The organism is Janthinobacterium sp. JF4 (assembly GCF_059617925.1).
Genome location: NZ_JCAQAV010000006.1, coordinates 52,472 through 72,147, shown reverse-complemented (window position 1 = coordinate 72,147; position 19,676 = coordinate 52,472). Strand labels below are relative to the sequence as shown.

Sequence of the window (19,676 nt, the reverse complement as noted above, 5' to 3'; positions counted from 1 at the left end):
GGGAGCATATTTTGAAAATCAGTATTTTTGGCCTCGGCTACGTGGGTGCGGTCTCGGCCGGTTGCCTGGCAACGGATGGACACGAAGTCATCGGCGTCGATCCGAACAGGACTAAGGTGGAACTGATCAACCAGGGCACCACGCCCATCATTGAAAAAGACATTGGCGAGATGATCGCCGCCACCGTGAAGAGCGGCCACTTGCGCGCCACGGCGGATGTGCGCGACGCCGTCTTCGGCTCGGACATGTCGCTCATCTGCGTAGGCACGCCGTCGCAGCTCAATGGCAACCTGGACCTGAGCCACGTGCGCAAGGTGTGCCAGGAAATCGGCGCCGCCATCCGCGAAAAGGACAGCTTCCACGTCGTCGTGGCACGCTCGACCATGCTGCCCGGCTCCATGCGCGCGCTCGTCATTCCGACCCTGGAAGCGGCCTCGGGCAAGGTGGCCGGCGTTGACTTTGGCGTGTGCAACAATCCTGAATTCCTGCGCGAAGGCACGGCCGTCTACGATTATTACCATCCGCCAAAGACCGTCATCGGCGAATCCGATGAAAAGGCGGGCGCGCTGCTGGTGCAGCTGTATGAAAAGATGGATGCGCCGCTGGTGCGCACGGACGTGGAAACGGCCGAGATGGTCAAGTACACGGACAATACGTGGCACGCCGTCAAGGTGGCGTTCGCCAATGAAATCGGCAACATCTGCAAGGCCGTCGGCATCGATGGCCACACGGTGATGGAGATTTTCTGCCAGGACACCAAGCTGAACCTGTCTCCGTACTACATGAAGCCGGGCTTTGCCTTTGGCGGCTCGTGCCTGCCGAAAGACGTGCGCGCGCTGACCTACAAGGCGCGCAGCCTGGACCTCGATTTGCCTCTGCTCAATTCCATCCTGCCATCGAACCAGAAGCAAGTGGAAAAAGGCATCAAGATGATCGTCGACAAGGGCGCGCGCAAGGTGGGCATCCTGGGCTTTTCCTTCAAAGCCGGTACGGACGACTTGCGCGAGTCGCCGCTGGTCGATGTCATCGAGTATCTGCTGGGCAAGGGCTACGAGCTGAAGCTGTACGACAAGAACGTCAACCTGGCCGCCCTGACAGGCGCCAACCAGGATTACATCCTGAACATGATCCCGCATATTTCCAAGCTAATGGTGGACAACATGCAGGACGTGCTCGATTTTGCCGACACCATCGTCATCGGCAATGGCGCGGCCGAATTCAAGAGCGTGCCGGGCAGCCTGAAGCCGCACCAGCATATCGTCGACCTGGTGCGCATCAGCAAGGAACAAAGTGGAGAGCAATATGACGGCATCTGCTGGTAACAAGGTGGCAGGTGCGCCACGCCGCGTGCTGATCCTGGTGGAGAACCTGCCGTCGCCGTTCGACCGGCGCGTGTGGCAGGAAGCGACCACCCTGCATGCGAATGGCTACGAAGTGTCGATCATCTGTCCCACGGGCAAAGGTTACGAATCGCGCTACGAAGCCATCGACGGCATCCATATCTACCGCTACCACCTGCCGCTGGAAGCGGAAGGGGCGAAGGGCTATCTGGTGGAATATTCGCTGGCGCTGTTCCACACCTTCCGCCTGGCGTGGAAAGTGCATTTCGCGCGCGGCTTCGACGTCATCCACGCCTGCAATCCGCCCGATCTGCTGTTCCTCATCGGTGGTTTCTTCAAGTTGACGATGGGCAAGCGTTTCCTGTTTGACCACCATGACATCAATCCGGAGTTGTACGAAGCCAAGTTTGGCCGGCGCGATTTCTTTTACAAGCTGATGGTGCTGTTCGAGCGCTGGTCGTTCCAGAGCGCCGACGTGTCGATCGCCACCAACGAGTCGTACAAGAAGATCGCCATCGAGCGGGGCGGCATGAAGCCCGAGGATGTCTACGTGGTGCGCAGCGGACCCAAGCTGGATCGCTTGCGCGTGCTGCCGCCGGTGCCGGAACTCAAGAAGGGCCGCGCCTACCTGGTCGGCTACGTGGGCGTGATGGGCGCGCAGGAAGGCATCGACCTGCTGCTGCAGGCGGCGCAATACATCGTGCAGACCCTGAAGCGCGAGGATGTGCATTTCGGTCTGGTCGGTGGCGGCACCTCGCTCGAACAGATGAAGCAGATGGCGCAGGACATGGGCATCGCCGGCTACGTGACGTTTACCGGACGCGTGCCGGACCAGCAATTGCTGGAAATGCTCAACACCTCGGACGTGTGCGTGAACCCGGACGTGGCCAACGACATGAACGACAAGTCGACCATGAACAAGATCATGGAATACATGGCCCTTGGCAAGCCGATCGTGCAATTCGACCTGGTCGAGGGCAAGGTTTCCGCACAGCAGGCATCGCTGTATGCCTTGAAGAACGACCCCATCGACATGGCGCGCAAGATCGTCGAATTGCTGGACGACCCGGCCCGCCGCGAGCAGATGGGCGCGTTTGGCCGCCATCGCGTGATCAACGAGCTGGAGTGGGAATATGAAGCGCCAAAGCTGCTGGCCGCGTATGCGCGCCTGTTTCCCGCCGCCGCGCCCGCCGCTGCCGTGACCTTGAGCAAGGATGGCCGCTGAAGTGTTCCGCCTGGCCAGCTATCCCCAACCCTGATGGAGCAGTTTGACGATGAAAGCAATGATTTTGGCGGCAGGCAAGGGCACGCGCGTGCGGCCCCTGACCTATGATTTGCCCAAGCCGATGATCCCCATCCTGGGCAAGCCCGTGATGGCTTATCTGGTGGAACACCTGGCGCAGCATGGCGTGACGGACATCATGGTCAACGTCAGCTACCTGCATGAAAAGATCGAGGAGTATTTCGGCGAAGGCCACCAGTTTGGCGTGCGCATCGGCTATTCCTTCGAAGGCTATACGAACGATGCGGGCGAGGTCGTGCCGCAGCCGCTGGGCTCGGCCGGCGGCATGAAGAAGATCCAGGAGTTTGGCGGCTTTTTTGACGACACGACGATCGTGCTGTGCGGCGACGCCTTGATCGACCTCGACCTGGAAGCTGCCCTGCGCGAGCATCGCCGCGTGGGGGCGCTGGCGTCCGTCATCACCCTGGAAGTGCCGTGGGACAAGGTATCGAGCTATGGCGTGGTGGTCAGCGACGATGACGGGCGCATTCGCGCCTTTCAGGAAAAGCCGGCGCAGGCCGATGCGCTGTCCAATTGCGTCAGCACCGGCATCTACATTTTCGAGCCGGCCGTGCTGGACTTGATTCCCCGCGACCGTCCTTTCGATATCGGATCGGAACTGTTTCCCTTGCTGGTGGAAAAGGGCTTGCCGTTCTATGCGCAGAAGCGTCAATACAACTGGATCGACATTGGCAGCGTCAAGGATTACTGGGAAGTGTTGCAAAGCGTGCTGATGGGTGAAGTGGCTCATTTGCATGTGCCTGGCACCCAGATCGCCGAAGGCGTGTGGGCCGGCCTGAACACCAGCATCGACTGGAGCGGCGGTACGCGCATCGAGGGGCCCGTCTACATCGGATCGGGCTGCCGCATCGAAGCGGGAGCGACCATCATCGGGCCCACCTGGATCGGCCACGGCAGCCATGTTTGCAGCGGCGCCGAGGTGGTGCGTAGCGTGCTGTTCGAATACACGCGCGTGCTGCCTGGCGTGGTGCTTGAGGAAATGATCGTCTTCAAGGATTATAGTGTCGACCGCGCCGGGCGGATGCGCCATGTCTCCGACTATGAGATTGATGCCTGGGGCAATGCGCGCGACCGGCGCAGCCTGCGCCGCGCGGAAACGCCGCCGGCCCTGTATGCTGCCCAATAAACTGTTTTTGAAATGAAACCATGAAAATTTATCCAGTCATCCTGTCCGGCGGTTCGGGCACCCGTTTATGGCCGCTGTCGCGCGCCGTATTGCCCAAGCAACTGTTGCCGCTGGTAACGGACAAGACCATGCTGCAGGAAACGGCGCTGCGCGTGCAGAGCCTGCCGAACCGCCGTGCCGGCGATAGCGGACTGGCCGGTTTCGACGTCATGCCGCCGCTGGTGGTGTGCGGCAATGAGCACCGTTTCATGGTGGCCGAGCAGCTGCGCGAGATCGGCTTGCCGCCGCTGGGCATTTTGCTTGAACCCGTGGGGCGCAACACGGCGCCGGCCGTGGCTGTGGCCGCGCAATATCTGCTGGCCATCGACCCGCAGGCGCTGATGCTGGTATTGCCAGCCGACCATGTCATTACCGACGTGGCTGCGTTTCACCAGGCCATCGCCCAGGCGGCGCTGCTGGCGGCCGATGGCGCCCTGGCCACCTTCGGCATCGTGCCGACGGCGCCGGAAACGGGTTACGGCTACATCCGCAGCGGCGCGCCCGTGAGTCCGGGTGCCGTCGGCTGCAAGGTCGAGCGTTTCGTGGAAAAGCCGGACCTGGCCACGGCGCAGTCGTTCCTGGCCGCCGGTAATTATTTCTGGAACAGCGGCATGTTCATGTTCCGCGCCGAACGCTATCTGGGCGAGCTGGGGGAATTCCAGCCGGCCATGCTCACCGCCTGCGAAACGGCCGTGCGCGACGGCTACCGCGACCTCGATTTCTGCCGTCTGGAAGAGAAGGCCTTCGCCGCGTGCGCGTCCGATTCGATCGACTATGCCGTCATGGAGCATACGGCGCATGCGGTGGTGCTGCCGGCCGCCATCGGCTGGAGCGATGTCGGTTCCTGGTCGGCTCTGTGGGAAGTGCAGCAGGGTGATGCCAATGGCAACGTGGTGCGCGGCGACGTGTATCTCGATGGCGTCAGCAATTGCCTGGTGCGCGCCGAGCGCCGCATGGTGGCCGTGCTGGGTGTGCAGGACCTGATCGTCGTGGAAACGGACGATGCGGTGCTGATCGCGCACAAGGACCAGGTGCAGCGCGTGAAACAGGTGGTCGATCACTTGAAGCAGGCGGGGCGCAGCGAACATGTGCAGCACCGCAAGGTGTACCGCCCGTGGGGCAGTTATGAAGGCATCGATATCGGCGAACGCTTCCAGGTCAAGCGCATCACGGTCAATCCGGGCGGCAAGTTGTCCCTGCAGATGCACCATCACCGGGCCGAACACTGGGTGGTGGTCAGCGGCACGGCGCAAGTCACGTGCGGCGAGAAGGTGACCTTGCTGACGGAAAACGAATCGACGTACATCCCGATCGGCATGACGCACCGCCTGGAAAACCCGGGCAAGCTGCCCTTGCACCTGATCGAAGTGCAGTCGGGCAGCTACCTGGGCGAAGACGACATCGTGCGCCTGGAAGATGTCTATCAGCGCGCCTGATGTGTGGTTTTTTACGATATCCGCACCGTGAAACTATTGGCTTTAAGAATGATGCTATAAAGTAACTTTCAATTAAACAATAGTTAACACAAAAAATTACTTTATGCTATGATTCTGCCTGGTTTGATCAAATAACTCATGCGGACGCGCTGGCGCGTCCGCATTCACGTTCAGTGGAATCGCATGAAGAAAAATACGTATTCGGTGCTGGCCGCGCTGGCCTTTGCCGGTTCAGCTTTGTTCGCGCAGGCAGCCTTTGCCGCGCCCGTCGACATCAGCTCCACGCCCGGCGCCGTCAATCTGGCAGCGGGCGGTTCGCTGACCTTTGGCGACAAGTTCAAAAACAATCAAAAGAGTAATTTTTTCAATGACCTGTTCACGTTCAATGTGGCACAGGCCAGTGACCTGAGCGTGGTACTGAACTCGCGCAGCAGTAGCGCGACGAATGGCCTGAATCTGACGGGTTTCGGCTTGTACAGCAGCGTTGGCAATACCTTGCTGCTGGGCGGCGATCAGTTGTTGACCGGCATTAATGACAAGTGGACCCTGTCGTATGCCAACCTGGCTGCCGGTTCCTATTACCTGAAAGTCAGCGGCAACGTGGTGTCGAACACGGGCGCGGCTTTCAGCGCGAATGGCAGCCTGGTGTCGGCCGTGCCTGAGCCTGGTACGTATGCGATGTTGCTGGCGGGCTTGGGGCTGCTGGGCTTCATGGCACGCCGCCGCCAGAAGGCCGCTTGAGCCCTGCCTGGCTGATAGGCATCCTCGTTTGCGTTTCCATCCCGCAGCTGGCCTGAGCCAGTTGCAGTCATCTTGGTGAAAAGTATGAAAAAATTCCTGAAATCCCTGTTCGTGGCCGCCATGTTTGCCGGCAGCAGCCTGGTAGCCCATGCGGCGCCGGTTGACATCAGCCACGCGACGGTGGATCTGACGCAAGACTTGCTCGACTATTCCAGCAGTGACCTGCTGGGCTCGTTTTCGCTGGCATCCGACCAGCTGGCCGGCGCGGGCAATAACTTTTTCAGCGACAAATTCACGTTCAGCGTGACGGGTTTTAACGACCTGAGCGCGCTGGCGACGTCGCTCAAGCCGAGCGCCAACTCGGGCCTGACGCTGACCGGTTTCAGCCTGGGTAATGCCAGCGGCATTCTGTTTCATGGCGCGCTAGACCTGATCAATTTTACGGCGCAAGACCAGGCATGGTCGCTGCAGTCCGGTTCCACGCCTTTGGCTGCGGGTAATTACTTTCTGCAAATTGACGGCTATGTTGCCTCGCCAACGGGCGGCAGCTACAGCGGTATCCTGGCCGTCACGCCGGTACCGGAACCGGAAACCTACGGCATGTTGCTGGCGGGCCTGGCTTTGGTCGGCTTCATGGCACACCGCCGCAAGCTGCAAGCCTGAAGATAAAAAATTCTGTACATGAAACGGAGGCTGCGGCCTCCGTTTTTTTTGTCGCCGGCCGACGTGGGGCTATAATCGTCACGCACAGTTGGTGGCTGCGGCATGGCTGCTTCGATCTTCCTCAACGGCGAAATTGACCTTGCATAAATTTCTCTTCCTTTTACTGGTGCTGACCGCTGGCATCGCCCACGCCGATGCGCCATCCATGCCCTTGGGATTGCATGCCGCGCAATTGGCTGTCGTGATCAATGAAGCCGAGCCGAACAGCATCGCGGTGGGTGAGTATTACCGCCAGGCGCATGGTATTCCTCTTGTAAACGTTGTGCACGTGAATATTCCGAATCGCCCGCGCAAGCTCAGCATGGATCAGTTCGCGCAGTTGAAGGAGCGTATTGACGCGCAATTGAAGCCCCATATCCAGGCCGTGCTGATGGTGTGGAGCGCGCCGTACGCGGTCGAATGCAATTCCATCACGTCCGCCTATACCCTGGGCTACGATGCGGGGCAATGCGCGAAGACGTGTGACGCCGGCAAGCCCAGCACCTATTTCAACAGCAATGTGCCGCAACCGTTTACGCAGATGGGCATGCGCCTGTCGATGCTGCTGCCCGTCGACTATGTGGAAGAGGCCAAGGCAGTGGTGGATCGCGGGACGGTCAGCGGTTTTTCCGTGCCTGCCGCCAGCGCGTATTATCTGACCACCAGCGAAAAGGCGCGCAACAGCCGTGCCGCCTTTTTTCCACCGGCAGGGGTCGTGCGCCAGCGCAAGCTGACGGTCAAGAACCTGAAGGTCGATGTGCTCGATGGGGCGCAGGACATCATGGTGTACCAGACCGGCATGGCCAAGGTCGCCAAGCTCGACACCTTGCGCTTCCTGCCTGGCGCTCTGGCGGACCATCTCACTTCGTTCGGTGGTGATCTGCAGGGGATGGCGCAAATGAGCAGCCAGCGCTGGCTGGAGGCGGGCGCTACGGCCAGCTACGGTACCGTCAGCGAGCCGTGCAATTACTGGCAAAAATTTCCCAATCCGACAGTGCTGCTACGTCGCTACCTGACAGGCATGACGGCACTGGAAGCGTACTGGGGGAGTGTGGCCTGGCCAGCGCAGGGATTGTTTATTGGTGACCCGCTGGCCGCACCATACGCCGTTTACCGGCGCTGAAGTTGTCATCCACAGAGGAAGAAAAAGGTTCTTGCGAGCCTTTTTCTATGCTTTGCGACCTGCCTTGCGGCGTCCGGCAAAGGCCAGCAAGCCGAGCCCTGCCATCAGCATGGCCCAGGTTTCCGGTTCAGGTACGGCCGGAGTGACGGGTGGCACGAGGCTGCCGCCGTTGCTGCCGCCATCAATACCGCCGCCCACGCCGCCACCACCTACGCCGCCACCGCCACCGGCGGGTGAGCCGGTCTCGCGACTGGATGAGCTCACAAATGGAGCATACTCGCTGCGTGCGCCAGCATATGCGCGTGGCACGCCGCGATAGCCGTCCGCATCATCTATTGGTTGATTTTCTTGCACAGAGACGAAGTCACGCGTGCCGAAGCGGTATTCGCCGCCGGCACGACCGGTACGCAAGCCACCTTCGCTGCCGCTGCCGCCCTGTTGCGCCAGCAGGTTCGCCAGGCGATGGTCCTTGTTGGGGGATTGCGGGTGGCGCAGCACCTGGTCTGACTCGCCCAGGCTGAACTCGGGCGTCTGGTTCGTGCCATCGTTGGTGCGCGCGCCAAAGCCGATGAAGCCATTGACTAGGCTGCAAGCACTGTAAGTGCCGTCGAAGTCGGCCTCATTGGTCTTGCCGCTGGCGCCGGATGTGTTTGCCTGGCAGCCTTTGTCGTCTGTATTGGACTGTTGTTGGGTGCTTTGTGCCTGCGCTGAACCGCCGCACAGCGCTAGCGCCGCAGCAAGAACCAGGGCACGTATGGGGAGTCGGGTGATGGGTTTTAACATAGCTGATCTCTTAGGAGTGCATCCCGCGCGCGCCAGTGCGCGTGCTGTCCAGGATGGGATTTCTGCCGGATCCCGCGATGCCGCCTTTGTGGGCATCGCCGAATCGGCAACTCAAGGTGCTGGCGTGGATGAAGCCTGCTCCTGCGGTCCTTACTGCATTTTACTTTAAAGCGCTAATCCCTTATCAGGATAAAAACTTATTTGCCTGAAATATATCATATTTTTCCTCTAAATGCTTTCCTTGAGTGAATGAGATGAATTATTTGTTGCTGATAAGTTACTTCTTTAGATGCTGCAGATGGCGTATTTACTCCATTCAGCTTAATCAAATGTCATCAAGTCGTCATCCCGGGCTATTAATATGCAAATAACAAGTCTGAAATACTTTTGTTAACTGTGGCGCGCCGGCCGATCATGTAGGGCCGGCGTCATTTTTTTATCGACCGGGATCCTCATGCACACCTCGTTTTCCCCCTTGCGCACGCCGCTGCGCCTGACCGTCATGGCCGCCGTGCTGGCCAGCCTGTCCCTGCCAGCCCTGGCGGCCTCCGATATCGTCATCAGCCAGGTGTATGGCGGTGGCGGCAACAACGGTGCGCTGTACCGCAACGATTTCATCGAACTGTTCAACCGCGGCGCCAGCCCCGTCAACCTGGGCAACTGGAGCGTGCAATACGCGTCCGCCGCCGGTTCGAACTGGGCCGTGACGGCCTTGCCGGCTATCGATCTGCAACCGGGCCAGTATCTGCTGGTCCAGCAAGCCAAGGGCACGGGCGGCACGCAGGACTTGCCCGCGCCGGACGCCACGGGCAGCCTGGCCATGTCGGGCACGGCGGGCAAGGTGTTGCTGAGCAATGGCAAGACGGCGCAGACGGGTACCAGCCCCACGGGCGCCGCCGTCGTCGACCTGGTCGGCTTCGGCACGGCCAACGGCTTTGAGGGCGCCGTCGCGCCCGCGCCATCGAATACGCTGTCGATTGCGCGCGCGCATGGCGGCTGCGGCGACACGGACGACAACAGCGTGGATTTTGCCACCGGCAGCGTGACGCCGCGCAATACGGCGTCACCGTTGAATGTGTGTGGCGGCCCTGTCGTGCATCAGATCATTACCAGCTGCCCCGCCAGCCTGGCCTTGGCCGTGGGCAATGGCGGCAGCGCCGTGCTGCGCGCGGCCGATGTGGATGGCGTCGTGAACGCCGCTACCTTGAGCTCGCCGGCCGTGGCCGGCATCAGCCTGGCCAACTTCAGCGCGGCCGGCGTGGCGGGCGAGAGCGCCAGCGTGAACCTGCTGGTGGCCGCCGGCGTGCCGGTGGGCAATTACCCTGTCATCGTCAGCTTCAGCAATGACCAGCAGCAAAGCGCCAGCTGCAAGATTGATGTCGCCGTGCAAGGCCTGGCCGCCATCAGCCACACGATTCCGCAGATCCAGGGTAGCGGTGCGGCCAGCCCCTACGCCAATTCCGTGCAGACGACCGAGGGCGTTGTCACCCTGAAGGTGGGCACGGGCTTCTTTATCCAGGATGTGGCCGGCGATGGCGATCCGTCGACGTCGGACGGCATTTTTGTCTACACGGGCAGCACGGCCACCACCGTGCAGCCGGGTGAACTGGTGCGCGTGACGGGCACGGTGGTCGAGTACACGCCGTCTGGCGCAAAGAATTCCTACACGGAATTCAAGGACGTGACGGCCATCCTCACGCAAAGCGCGGGTCACAGCATCGTGCCGGCGAATGTGACTCTGCCGAACGAAAACCTGGCCGCCGTGGAAGGCATGCTGGTGCGCTTCACGCAACCGTTGACCGTGTCGCAAAACGCCTACCTGGGCGCGCGCGGCGAACTGACCCTGTCGGCCGGACGGCGCGAAGTGCCGACCAACCGTTATCCTGCCGGCTCCGCCGAGGCGCAAGCCTTGATCGCGGCCAATGCGAACAACCTGATCGTGCTCGATGATGGCATTTTCGTCACGCCGCCCACCATTCCATATCTCGGCCAGGACAACACCGTGCGCAGCGGCGATACGCTGGCCGACCTGACGGGCGTGGTGGATTTCGGCGCCATCGGTGGCGGCGGCGCCGCGTATAAACTGCAGCCGACGCAGACGCCGCAGTTCTCGCGCGACAACCCGCGCACGGGCAGCCCGGAACTGGCATCCGGCAACGTCAAGGTGGCCAGCGCGAATGTGCTCAATTTCTTTACGACCTTTACGAATGGCAACAACGTCTTTGGCCAGACGGGGCAGGGCTGCACCTTGGGCAGCGGCAACAGCAAGAGCAATTGCCGCGGCGCCGACAACCTGGCCGAATTCGTGCGCCAGCGCGACAAGATCGTCGCCGAACTCAAGACCATCGATGCGGACGTGGTGGGCTTGATGGAAATCCAGAACAATGGCGAGACGGCCGTTACCTACCTGGTCGAGCAACTGAATGCGGCCATCGGCGGCGTCACATATGCCGTGGTGCCGAAACCGGCCGCGACCGGCACGGACGCCATCCGCGTGGCCATGATCTACAAGCCAGCCAAGCTGGGCCTGGTGGGCGGCGCCCTGTCGGATGCCAACGCCATCAATAACCGTCCGCCGATGGCGCAAACGTTCAAGGCCGCCAATGGCGAGAAATTCTCGCTGGTCGTCAACCACCTGAAATCGAAGGGCAGCTGCCCTTCGAGCGGGCTGGACGCGGACCAGAACGACAGCCAGAGCTGCTGGAATGCCACCCGCGTGCAGCAGGCGCAGCGCTTGGTGGGCAGTTTCGTGCCGCAAGTGGCAGCCGCTGCCGGCGACGCGGACGTGCTGGTCATCGGCGACCTCAATTCCTATGGCGCGGAAGACCCGATCCAGGTCATCACGGGCGCCGGCTTCGTCAATGAGCTCGAGCGTTTCGTGCGGCCGTCCGGCATGCCATACTCGTACGTGTTCGGCGGCCAGAGCGGTTACCTCGACCATGCGCTGGCCAGCGCGTCGCTGAGCCCGCAAGTGGCCGGCGTGGCCGAATGGCATGTGAATGCGGACGAGCCGGAAGTGATCGACTACAACATCGACTCGGCCAAGCCGCAAGACCTGTACAACGGCTTGCCCTACCGCGCTTCGGACCATGACCCCGTCGTCGTCAGCCTGGACTTGCAGCCCGCCTACCGCGACATCACGGCCGCTGTGGCGCAGGCCAGCTCGGGCCTGACCTACAACCGCGTGACGCAAAAATACGCGGGTACGTTCTCGTTCACCAACACGGGCACGAGCACCCTGGCTGGCCCGTTCCAGGTGGTGTTCGGCGGCTTGCCGGCTGGAGTCAGCCTGGCCAATGCCACGGGCAGCCATGCGGGCGCGGCTTTTGTCACCGTCAACGCCGCCAGCCTGGCGCCAGGCGCGACAGCCTCGTTTGCCGTCAGTTTCACCAATCCGTCGAAAGTGACGATCAATTACTCCGCCAGCATCTACGCCGGCAACTTCTAAGGACTTCACCATGTTTGCATCGACACTCAACCTCACCCTGCGCCGCGCCGTGCTGGCCGCCTTGCTTGCCGGCAGCTCCAGCGTGGCGCTGGCCGATCCGCTCGGCTACCGCGTGGAAATCGACACGAGCCAGTTTTCGGGCGCCGGTTTCCTCGACTTCGCCTTTATTGCCGGTAACAGCCCCGCGCCGGGCGCCAGCGCCGTGCTCAGCAATTTCTCGGGCGCGTTTGGCGCGCTGGCGTCGCAGGAAGGCAATGTCAGCGGCAGCTTGCCCGGTACCTTGACCTTCGGCAATAGCGGCGCCTACAACGACTGGTTTCACAACGTGACCCTGGGTGGCAAGTTCGGTTTCAATATCGTCTTTGGCGGCGACTTCCTGAACACGGCCGGCAATGCGGGCACGACGTTTGGCGTGGGCTTGCTCGACGCCACGGCCACGTCCTACCTGGGCAATGCGAATGGCAACCTCGTGCAATTCGAACTGACCCCGCTCAACGGCGGCTTGCCGGCGACCATCGCCGGCAGCACCTACGCCAGCATCGCGTCGATCTCGGCCGTGCCGGAAGCGTCGGAATGGATGATGCTGACGGGCGGCCTGGCGTTGATCGGCCTGGCCCTGCGCCGCCGCCAGCCTGTCACACGCGCATAGTCTTGCCAAGCAGAGCACAGCGCGCCTGCGGGCCGCTGTGCTTCGTCTATTTAGTCGCAATAGCTATAAATCAGGAAACTAAATTGTATTGGTCACCGTTTTATGCTTGATGCATAGTAAAAAATTGTCGGGCAGTCTAGTTTTTCCTGGACTGCCGCCAACTTTTTTCGGGAGATGCATCGATGCCTGGCCATATTCTGGTGCTGGACCCTGCACCCGCAATGCAGGCGCTGCTGGCGCATAACCTCGCGGGCGCCGGCTACCGGGTCAGTTGTGCCCTGGACGCGCGTGGCGCGCTGGCGCTGCTGGCGGCCGATCCGCCCGACATGCTGCTGCTGGAATGGGAGCTGCCGGATGCGTCCGGTATCGCGCTGCTGCGCCAGATGCGCCACGATGCGCTGCTGTGCGACTTGCCCATCATTATGGCCAGTGCGCGCGACAGCGAACAGGACAAGGTGCTGGCGCTGGAAAGCGGTGCCGACGATTACCTGTGCAAGCCCGTCGGTCCCCGTGAAATGCTGGCCCGCGTGCATGCGTTACTGCGCCGGCGCGCGCCATCGGCCTTGCGCGCAGGCTCAGGCTCAAGCACGGCTGGCACTACCGCCTTGCGGCTCGATCCGCGTACCCAGCGCGTGACGGCCGGCAGCGTACCCGTCAACCTGGGGCGCGTGGAATTCAAGCTGCTGCATTTCCTCATGGATCATCCGGGCACGGTGCATAGCCGCGCGCAACTGCTGGACCAGGTGTGGGGCCATGCCGTGTATCTCGACGAACGCACGGTCGATACCCACGTGGGACGCTTGCGGCAAGCTTTGCTGCCGGGCGGCTGCGGCCACCGCATCGAAACCGTGCGCGGCAGCGGCTACCGCTACCTGGCCGCCGATGCCGCCAACGCGGCCGTGTGCGCATGATGCTGCTGACGGGGCGGGAACAGGAATACCTGCTGCACGCCATCCTCGGCGCGCATGGTATCGCCGTGTCGGGCGATTTCTTCCTGTGGAGCCAGGGGCCGCTGCAAACGTTGTTGCCGCACGACATCTTGATGTGCGCGCAGCTGGGCGCCGACGGGGCCGTGCTGCGCAGCGAAGCGTGGCACAGTATCGTGCCCGATCACGCGCAGCTGCGCGAGCGCCACGGCCAACTGGCGCGCCTGGCGCTGGCCTGGCGCGCGGGCGGCCAAAGGGCGGGCGTCATCGATGGCGTGCTGGTACATGGCAGCGTGGGGCAGGCCGGCGGCAGCTTTTTTGCCCTGTTCGCCATGGGGAGCGTGGACGCGGCGCGCCAGGCCTACGCGCTGGAATTGTTGCTGCCGTATCTGCACGTGCACTGGCTGGCGCTGCAGGGCAGCGGGCGTGCGCCCCTGGCCGGTCCGGGCGCCACGCGCGCAGCCAGTGCACGCGAACTGGAAGTGCTGCATTGGGTGCGCGAGGGGAAGAGCAATGACGAGGTGGGGCAAATCCTCGGCATCAGCGGCGCCACCGTGAAAAGCCATTTGCAGCGCATCTACAAATTGCTTGGCGTGAGCAACCGCACGCAGGCCGTGTCGCGCGGCATCGCGCTACGCCTGCTCGGCCATTAGCGCTGGTCCCGCATCCTGCCATCGCCGCCCCCCTCTTGCGTGTGTTCGACGGTGCTGGGCGACACCTTGAGCACGTCCGGGCTCGCTTGCAGACGCGCCACTTCGGCTGCTGTCAGCATGGCGGCAAAGCCGTTGAAGGTCACCGTGTAGCGGTACTGCACGGTAGCGTCCGGCACCAGCGCCAGCACGGCGCGCTGCTGCACTTCCAGCCGGGCCGTGTAGCGCCGCGCGGCGTCGCTCTTTGTATCGAGCCCATGCACGCCGTCCGCCTGCGAGGCCAGCGGCGGGGCGCGTAATTGCACCAGATAGGGTAGGCGCGGCGCGGCGGCCTGCGCCGCGACAGGCAGCGCATGGAGGCCGGTGATGCCGGCCAGGATGGCCATGCTGAGGCGAAATACGGACATGCAAGCTCCTTTGGCGCGTGGCGGACGACCAGCCTTTCATGCGCCGATTGTACGCGCGTCGCGCATAAAAAACGCGCCCCGCAGGGCGCGCCGTGTTACCGCCTGGAGCGATGCCGTTACAGCTTGGCGTCCGCTCTCACGTTGCGCAGGCTGGGGACGGCCAGCGGCAACGGGCTGTTGGTTTCCACCGACAGCACGGTGGTGGACGCCGCCGCGTTGTTGCCATCAAGGAAGACTACGCCGCCCAGGTAGCGCTTGCCCGTTTCCAGACCCGACCAGCTGACGCCGGCCGTGGCGCTGCCGCCCACATACACCTTGCTGGGCAGTGTGGCTTTCAGGTTGCCGCCCTTGTCGGCTGTCGTGACGACGGCCGACGACAGGCCGAAGCCGGTCGACGCGCCATTCGCCAGCTCGTAGCCGATCACGCACACCTTGTAGCTGCCCGCCGCCGGGGTGGTCACGCTGATCGCTTCGTTCGAGCCTGCCGTGGCCGAAGTGGCGACAGTCGCGCCGGCACTGTTGAGCAACAGCAAGTCGAGGTCATTGCCGGCGCCTTCGCTGGTGTCGCGGTCAAACGTTTCGAAGCGCGCCACGACCGTGCTGGCCGGAATGCTGACATTGACCACGCGCACGCCGCTGCCGCCCGCCTTGCAGGCGGCGGCCATTTGCTCCAGCGTGTCGACGCTGCCCGGCGCTGCCTGGCTGATGGTGTGCTCGCTGCGCGCCACCTCCTTCAGGCCGCCCGTCGCGGCGCCTACCTTGCCGGCAAAGCCGGTGGACAGGGTCAGCGAACGCAAGCCGCTGACCTTGTCGGCCCGCAGCAGTGCCGGCGACTGCACCGCGCGGCCCGAGCGGGCTGTGACGGGGCTGCGTACCGTGTGCACGCCGTCACTCCACACGAGGGCGCCATACTGCCAGGCGTTGTCCGGCGCCGTGGTGCGCGTCAGGGTGACGGTGAAGGACTTGGTTTCGCCGGGGGCCAGCGCCAGGGTGGCAGGCGCCACCGTCACGCTGTAGCCGCTGAGCGAGGCGCTGGCCGTGTAGGTGGCGCTGCTGCTGCCCACGTTGGTGACGCGGCGCGTCACCGTTTGCGTGCCCAGCACGTTGCCGATGGTGATGGACGGCATGTTCAGGTTGTAGCCGGCCAGGGTGCCGCCCGCGCATTCGGCCGTCATGCCGACGCCGCACATGTATTTCTTGTAGTCAAGCAGGTTGGTGTCGTACACGAGGCCCGGATCGGTCGCCTTGTTCGGCGTCACGTGGCCGGCGCCCTGGCCCCATGGCAGGACGCCGCGCGCGTCGCCGGCCTGGATGTCGGGCAGGGTGGTGCTGCCGGTGGTCATCAGGGCCGACTTGATGGCGGCCGGGCTCCAGTCAGGATGCTGCTGGCGCAGCAGGGCGGCCAGGCCGGCCACGTGCGGGCTGGCCATCGAGGTGCCTTGCAAGAAGATGTAGGCTTGCGCCGGCACCAGGTTGCCATCCTGCACGGCATCGCGCTGGGTGCGCGACAGGGCAGGCGAGCCGCCGGCCAGGATGTCCACGCCAGGCGCCGTGACGTCGGGCTTGAGCAGGTTGGCGTCGTACAGGTTCGGGCCGCGCGACGAGAAGTCGGCCACCACGGGCGCGGCAGGGCCGTTGCCATTGGTGACGAAGCGCGAGATGGCCGCCGTGGCCGCGCCCGTTTGCGCCTGGGCGTTGATCAGCGCGCCGTCGGCGGCGCTCACGTGCACGGCCGGCAGCACGTGCGGGTCGGATACCAGGCCGATGCCCGTGTCGACCAGCACCATGCCGGCGCCGCCCGCTTCCAGCACGGCGACGCCCTTGTCGGTGCGCGCCGTGGTGCCGCGCAGGCAGCTGACGACCTTGCCGGCCACCTTGGCCGGGTCCAGCAGGGCCACGCCGCCGTTGTCGCCGGCGCGGTAGCACAGGGCCAGTTTTTGCGCATCGGCGCCGGGCAGGCCCGCGTCTTGCGCGCGGATCAGGGTGGTGGCTGGCAGCGGGTTGTAGTTGAGCGAGGCGCCCGTGTACTTGGCGCCATTGCCCAAGGTCACGGTGGCCTGGTTGGCGCGGTTGTGCGTCGAGGCAGCCACCGTGGTGATCCACGGGCTGACGTGGGCCACGGTATTTGCCGGTCCCGCATTGCCGGCGGACGCGGCAACGAAGACGCCGGCATTCGAGGCATGCAGGAACGCTTGCTCGACCGGGTCGTTGACGCTGCCGCCGCCGCTGATCGAGTAGTTGATCACGTGTACGCCATCCTGCACGGCCTTTTCGATCGCCGCCACGCTGTCGCCGCCGTAGCAGCCGTTTTTCGCGCCGGTGGGCTGGGTCGCCAGGTTGTAGGACCAGCACACCTTGTAGACGGACAGGCGGGCGCGCGGCGCCACGCCGGAAATCGCGCCCAGCGGCGAGCCGCTGACCGTGACGGGCACGCCCGCATTACCGCCCGCGGTGGACGAGGTGTGCGTGCCGTGGCCGCCTTCACCGCTGGGGTCGCCAACGGAATCGCGCGGCGAGGTGAATTCGCTCCAGTGCTGGATCTTGTCCGTCTCGGTCAGGCGCACGGCGTTGAAGTATTGCGCGCCGAGCAGCTTGTTGTTGCAGTGGTCTTGCGTAAAGCCTTCGCCCGCCTGGCAGCTGCCTTTCCAGGCAGCCGGCGCGGCGCCGTATGCCAGGGTGGCGTTCGGGTCGAAGGTCGGGACGCCGTTGGCGTCGACCTTGTCCGCGTACGACAGGTTTTCCGGCCACACGCCGCCATCGACGATGCCGATGATGATGTCTTCGCCCGCATGCTGCTTGCCGCCCAGCTGGCTCCACAGGCCGCCCGGCTGGTCCAGCCCCAGGAAGGTGGGCGTGTAGTTCGTTTGCAGGGTGCGCGGCTCGTCGGGGGCGATGCTGGCCACGTCGCCGCTCGCCTGCAACTGGCGTACTTCGGCATCGGTCAGCAGGGCGGAAAAACCGTTGAGGACGATCTTGTACTGGTATTGCACGGGCGCGGCGGCAACGAGCGCTTGTACCCGTGCCTGTTTCTGCTCGAGGTAGTCGCCGTACAGCTGCACTTGCGCGCTGGCCAGGTCGAGGCGGCCGCCGGGGGCAGGCTGGGTCGCGCCCAGGCCTTCCACCGAGCCGGCGTAGGAAGCGATCGGTTTATCGGTCAGCTGCACGATGTAAGGGCGGCGCAGGTCATCGGCGTGGGCCTGGAAGCTCAGGCTGGCAAACAGGCTCAGCACGGCGAGCGAAATGGGACGCAAGGCGGGACGGAATGTCATGTAGGGTTTCCTGGTGACGGTAGCGGGAATCAAAAGGGGAAAAATCAGGCTTGCTGGCGGCGGCGCGCTGCGAAACCGATGCTTGCCAGACCCAGCAGCAGCATCGCGTAGGTCGATGGCTCCGGTACCGAGGCGACGATATTGTCGAGCGCAAACTGGCCCTTGTTGGTGCTGAAGGCGTTGCAGCTACCGGCCGTATTGCAGGTGAAACCGAAGAAGGCCAGCGAGGCGAATTGCTGGCTGCCGAAGCTGGCGCTGGTGTTGTAGCGTTGGAACTGGAAGTTGCCTCCGATGGGGCCGCCCAGCTGGTAGGTTTCATAGATGGACGAGCCGTTGGCGTAGAAACCTTGCACGCGCAGCAGGCCGGCTACCGCCGGATAGGTGACGCCCTGGGCGTAGCCGATGAAGCTGGCGTCGAAACCCTGCAGGCTGACGCTGCCGCCCGGGTTCAGTGGATCGAGGTAGACGATGCCGTCGTTGAGCGAGGCATAGTAATTGCTCGTATTGTTGGTCGGGCACGCCATGCCGCAGGCAGCTGGATCCGTGCCATCGAACACGGCGCCGACCAGGTCGCCATAATTGGCGCCGGCCACATTCGAGGCGCCCGTCAGCAGGAATTTGCCGAATTCCAGGGAGTCGCCGTGGCCGACGAACTGGCTATCCAAGTTATCAAAGTTGATCACGTCCGCGATGGCGGCGGGGGCCCAGGCGGCGGACAGGGCCAGGATGGCGGCACCGGTCCACTGCTTGGCGGAGAAGGGACTTGCTGCGGAAGCTGCCTTCGAATGCACAATACGAGTCATGAATTTTCCCTTGGTGATTATGTAGGATGCAATATGTTTTGCGTCTTGGAGGCTCTTTCCTGCGTGGCCGGACAAGACCGATACGCAGAAAATTGATTTTTACTATAGCAAAATAGGCAATTCCATTGTTCGATATTCTTTCAAATTTAATTTGAAAGTTACAAATAATGAATGAATAAAGTTCACGTAATACTATGACTTGAATACCGATAGTTACAGGTTTCCTACGCGAAAATAGTTGATTCCTGACACGTGCGCGAAGAGTGCAAGCGCATACCGTTCCTTTCTTGCGCCAGATCGTTTCCTCGGTGATTTGTTGTTCACAGTACAAAGAAAAGATTGTATTAACCATAACCGGCATGGTAGGCTGGTAAGCATCAGGCAAGCGCGTGTCGCCTGTGCGTGGCCATCCGCCGCGCGCAGCGACGCAATGTATTGAAGGTAGGTAATAAGGAGTGACCGGATGCATGCAGCACACAGGCAGAACCTTGCGGCAACGCGCCATGCGCGCGGCTTTACCTTGCTCGAATTGCTGGTCGTCATCGTGATCATCGGCTTGCTGGCGGCGTATGTCGGCCCCAAGTATTTCGCCCAGCTGGGCAAATCGGAAGTGACGGTGGCCAAGGCGCAGATCGAGGCGTTTGAAAAATCGCTCGACACCTACCGCCTCGACGTGGGACGCTACCCTACGACGGAAGAGGGTTTGGCCGCGCTGCTGGCCGCGCCGCCCGCCGCCGGCACGCGCTGGAATGGCCCCTACCTGAAAAAAGCCGTGCCGCTCGATCCGTGGGGTCACGCCTACCAATACCGCGCGCCCGGCAGCAAGGGCGAATATGACATCGTCTCGATGGGCAAGGATGGCCAGCCGGGCGGCAGCGGCGAGAACGCCGACATCAGCTCGCAATAACGCCAGCGTCATTCTTTTTCCTAC

At 62.9% G+C, this 19,676-nt stretch carries 16 protein-coding genes; 12 read left to right on the top strand and 4 right to left on the bottom strand.

Annotated elements, in window-relative coordinates; all coding sequences use genetic code 11:
* The first annotated feature begins 11 nt into the window (after positions 1 to 11).
* The 7 genes from AC54AF_RS08310 (at position 12) to AC54AF_RS08280 (ending at position 7,810) form a co-directional block, all read left to right on the top strand.
* Positions 12 to 1,322 carry a nucleotide sugar dehydrogenase gene (locus tag AC54AF_RS08310; RefSeq protein ID WP_496636170.1) on the top strand — a complete coding sequence of 437 codons (1,311 nt, stop codon included), beginning with the start codon at positions 12 to 14 and terminating at the stop codon, positions 1,320 to 1,322.
* A complete protein-coding gene (locus AC54AF_RS08305; RefSeq protein WP_496636169.1) occupies positions 1,303 to 2,565 on the top strand; it encodes a glycosyltransferase family 4 protein in 1,263 nt (420 codons plus the stop codon). The genes AC54AF_RS08310 and AC54AF_RS08305 overlap by 20 nt, the downstream gene beginning before the upstream one ends.
* Before the next feature lie 49 nt (positions 2,566 to 2,614).
* Positions 2,615 to 3,769 (top strand): nucleotidyltransferase family protein, encoded by a 1,155-nt coding sequence (locus AC54AF_RS08300; RefSeq protein ID WP_496636168.1) that lies wholly within the window; start codon positions 2,615 to 2,617, stop codon positions 3,767 to 3,769.
* 20 nt (positions 3,770 to 3,789) lie between these two features.
* Positions 3,790 to 5,244, top strand: coding sequence for a mannose-1-phosphate guanylyltransferase/mannose-6-phosphate isomerase (locus tag AC54AF_RS08295; RefSeq protein ID WP_496636167.1), 1,455 nt, complete (start codon positions 3,790 to 3,792; stop codon positions 5,242 to 5,244).
* A gap of 183 nt (positions 5,245 to 5,427) precedes the next feature.
* Complete coding sequence (locus AC54AF_RS08290; RefSeq protein WP_496636166.1) at positions 5,428 to 5,985, top strand: FxDxF family PEP-CTERM protein; 558 nt, start codon at positions 5,428 to 5,430, stop codon at positions 5,983 to 5,985.
* A gap of 84 nt (positions 5,986 to 6,069) precedes the next feature.
* The gene (locus AC54AF_RS08285; RefSeq protein WP_496636165.1) at positions 6,070 to 6,648 is read left to right on the top strand and encodes an FxDxF family PEP-CTERM protein; all 579 of its coding nucleotides are present in this window, start codon (positions 6,070 to 6,072) and stop codon (positions 6,646 to 6,648) included.
* 133 nt (positions 6,649 to 6,781) lie between these two features.
* Positions 6,782 to 7,810, top strand: a complete 1,029-nt coding sequence (locus AC54AF_RS08280) for a TIGR03790 family protein (protein WP_496636164.1) — start codon at positions 6,782 to 6,784, stop codon at positions 7,808 to 7,810.
* Between the two features lie 45 nt (positions 7,811 to 7,855).
* On the opposite strand, the gene AC54AF_RS08275 is transcribed toward AC54AF_RS08280, so the two are convergent.
* Complete coding sequence (locus AC54AF_RS08275) at positions 7,856 to 8,593, bottom strand: PEP-CTERM sorting domain-containing protein (protein ID WP_496636163.1); 738 nt, start codon at positions 8,591 to 8,593, stop codon at positions 7,856 to 7,858.
* Between the two features lie 454 nt (positions 8,594 to 9,047).
* On the opposite strand from AC54AF_RS08275, the gene AC54AF_RS08270 reads away from it, so the two are divergent.
* From AC54AF_RS08270 to AC54AF_RS08255, 4 genes are all read left to right on the top strand, one after another.
* Entirely contained in the window at positions 9,048 to 12,041 is a 2,994-nt protein-coding gene (locus AC54AF_RS08270) for an ExeM/NucH family extracellular endonuclease (protein ID WP_496636162.1), read from the top strand.
* 10 nt (positions 12,042 to 12,051) lie between these two features.
* Entirely contained in the window at positions 12,052 to 12,690 is a 639-nt protein-coding gene (locus AC54AF_RS08265; protein ID WP_496636161.1) for an NF038129 family PEP-CTERM protein, read from the top strand.
* A 182-nt stretch (positions 12,691 to 12,872) separates the two neighbouring features.
* Complete coding sequence (locus AC54AF_RS08260) at positions 12,873 to 13,601, top strand: winged helix-turn-helix domain-containing protein (protein WP_496636160.1); 729 nt, start codon at positions 12,873 to 12,875, stop codon at positions 13,599 to 13,601.
* Complete coding sequence (locus AC54AF_RS08255; RefSeq protein ID WP_496636159.1) at positions 13,598 to 14,269, top strand: LuxR C-terminal-related transcriptional regulator; 672 nt, start codon at positions 13,598 to 13,600, stop codon at positions 14,267 to 14,269. Before AC54AF_RS08260 ends, AC54AF_RS08255 begins: the two co-directional genes overlap by 4 nt.
* Here AC54AF_RS08255 and AC54AF_RS08250 read toward each other — a convergent pair.
* The 3 genes from AC54AF_RS08250 to AC54AF_RS08240 form a co-directional block, all read right to left on the bottom strand.
* Entirely contained in the window at positions 14,266 to 14,673 is a 408-nt protein-coding gene (locus AC54AF_RS08250; RefSeq protein ID WP_496636158.1) for a protease inhibitor I9 family protein, read from the bottom strand. The two genes, AC54AF_RS08255 and AC54AF_RS08250, sit on opposite strands and share 4 nt — an antisense overlap.
* Positions 14,674 to 14,789: 116 nt before the next feature.
* A complete protein-coding gene (locus AC54AF_RS08245; protein ID WP_496636157.1) occupies positions 14,790 to 17,942 on the bottom strand; it encodes a S8 family peptidase in 3,153 nt (1,050 codons plus the stop codon).
* Positions 17,943 to 17,986: 44 nt separating this feature from the next.
* Positions 17,987 to 18,745 (bottom strand): NF038120 family PEP-CTERM protein, encoded by a 759-nt coding sequence (locus tag AC54AF_RS08240; protein WP_131687017.1) that lies wholly within the window; start codon positions 18,743 to 18,745, stop codon positions 17,987 to 17,989.
* A 463-nt stretch (positions 18,746 to 19,208) separates the two neighbouring features.
* Between AC54AF_RS08240 and gspG the strand changes: the two genes are divergently transcribed.
* Positions 19,209 to 19,652 carry a type II secretion system major pseudopilin GspG gene (gene gspG, locus AC54AF_RS08235; RefSeq protein WP_034782166.1) on the top strand — a complete coding sequence of 148 codons (444 nt, stop codon included), beginning with the start codon at positions 19,209 to 19,211 and terminating at the stop codon, positions 19,650 to 19,652.
* Positions 19,653 to 19,676: the final 24 nt, after the last annotated feature.

Bases quoted from the DNA above. Each gene is read 5' to 3' on its own strand.
- AC54AF_RS08240 (WP_131687017.1), bottom strand. From the start codon at position 18,745: ATGACTCGTATTGTGCATTCGAAGGCAGCTTCCGCAGCAAGTCCCTTC.
- gspG (WP_034782166.1), top strand. From the start codon at position 19,209: ATGCATGCAGCACACAGGCAGAACCTTGCGGCAACGCGCCATGCGCGC.
- AC54AF_RS08300 (WP_496636168.1), top strand. From the start codon at position 2,615: ATGAAAGCAATGATTTTGGCGGCAGGCAAGGGCACGCGCGTGCGGCCC.
- AC54AF_RS08275 (WP_496636163.1), bottom strand. From the start codon at position 8,593: ATGTTAAAACCCATCACCCGACTCCCCATACGTGCCCTGGTTCTTGCT.
- AC54AF_RS08270 (WP_496636162.1), top strand. From the start codon at position 9,048: ATGCACACCTCGTTTTCCCCCTTGCGCACGCCGCTGCGCCTGACCGTC.
- AC54AF_RS08290 (WP_496636166.1), top strand. From the start codon at position 5,428: ATGAAGAAAAATACGTATTCGGTGCTGGCCGCGCTGGCCTTTGCCGGT.
- AC54AF_RS08265 (WP_496636161.1), top strand. From the start codon at position 12,052: ATGTTTGCATCGACACTCAACCTCACCCTGCGCCGCGCCGTGCTGGCC.
- AC54AF_RS08285 (WP_496636165.1), top strand. From the start codon at position 6,070: ATGAAAAAATTCCTGAAATCCCTGTTCGTGGCCGCCATGTTTGCCGGC.
- AC54AF_RS08295 (WP_496636167.1), top strand. From the start codon at position 3,790: ATGAAAATTTATCCAGTCATCCTGTCCGGCGGTTCGGGCACCCGTTTA.
- AC54AF_RS08250 (WP_496636158.1), bottom strand. From the start codon at position 14,673: ATGTCCGTATTTCGCCTCAGCATGGCCATCCTGGCCGGCATCACCGGC.
- AC54AF_RS08260 (WP_496636160.1), top strand. From the start codon at position 12,873: ATGCCTGGCCATATTCTGGTGCTGGACCCTGCACCCGCAATGCAGGCG.
- AC54AF_RS08305 (WP_496636169.1), top strand. From the start codon at position 1,303: ATGACGGCATCTGCTGGTAACAAGGTGGCAGGTGCGCCACGCCGCGTG.
- AC54AF_RS08245 (WP_496636157.1), bottom strand. From the start codon at position 17,942: ATGACATTCCGTCCCGCCTTGCGTCCCATTTCGCTCGCCGTGCTGAGC.
- AC54AF_RS08255 (WP_496636159.1), top strand. From the start codon at position 13,598: ATGATGCTGCTGACGGGGCGGGAACAGGAATACCTGCTGCACGCCATC.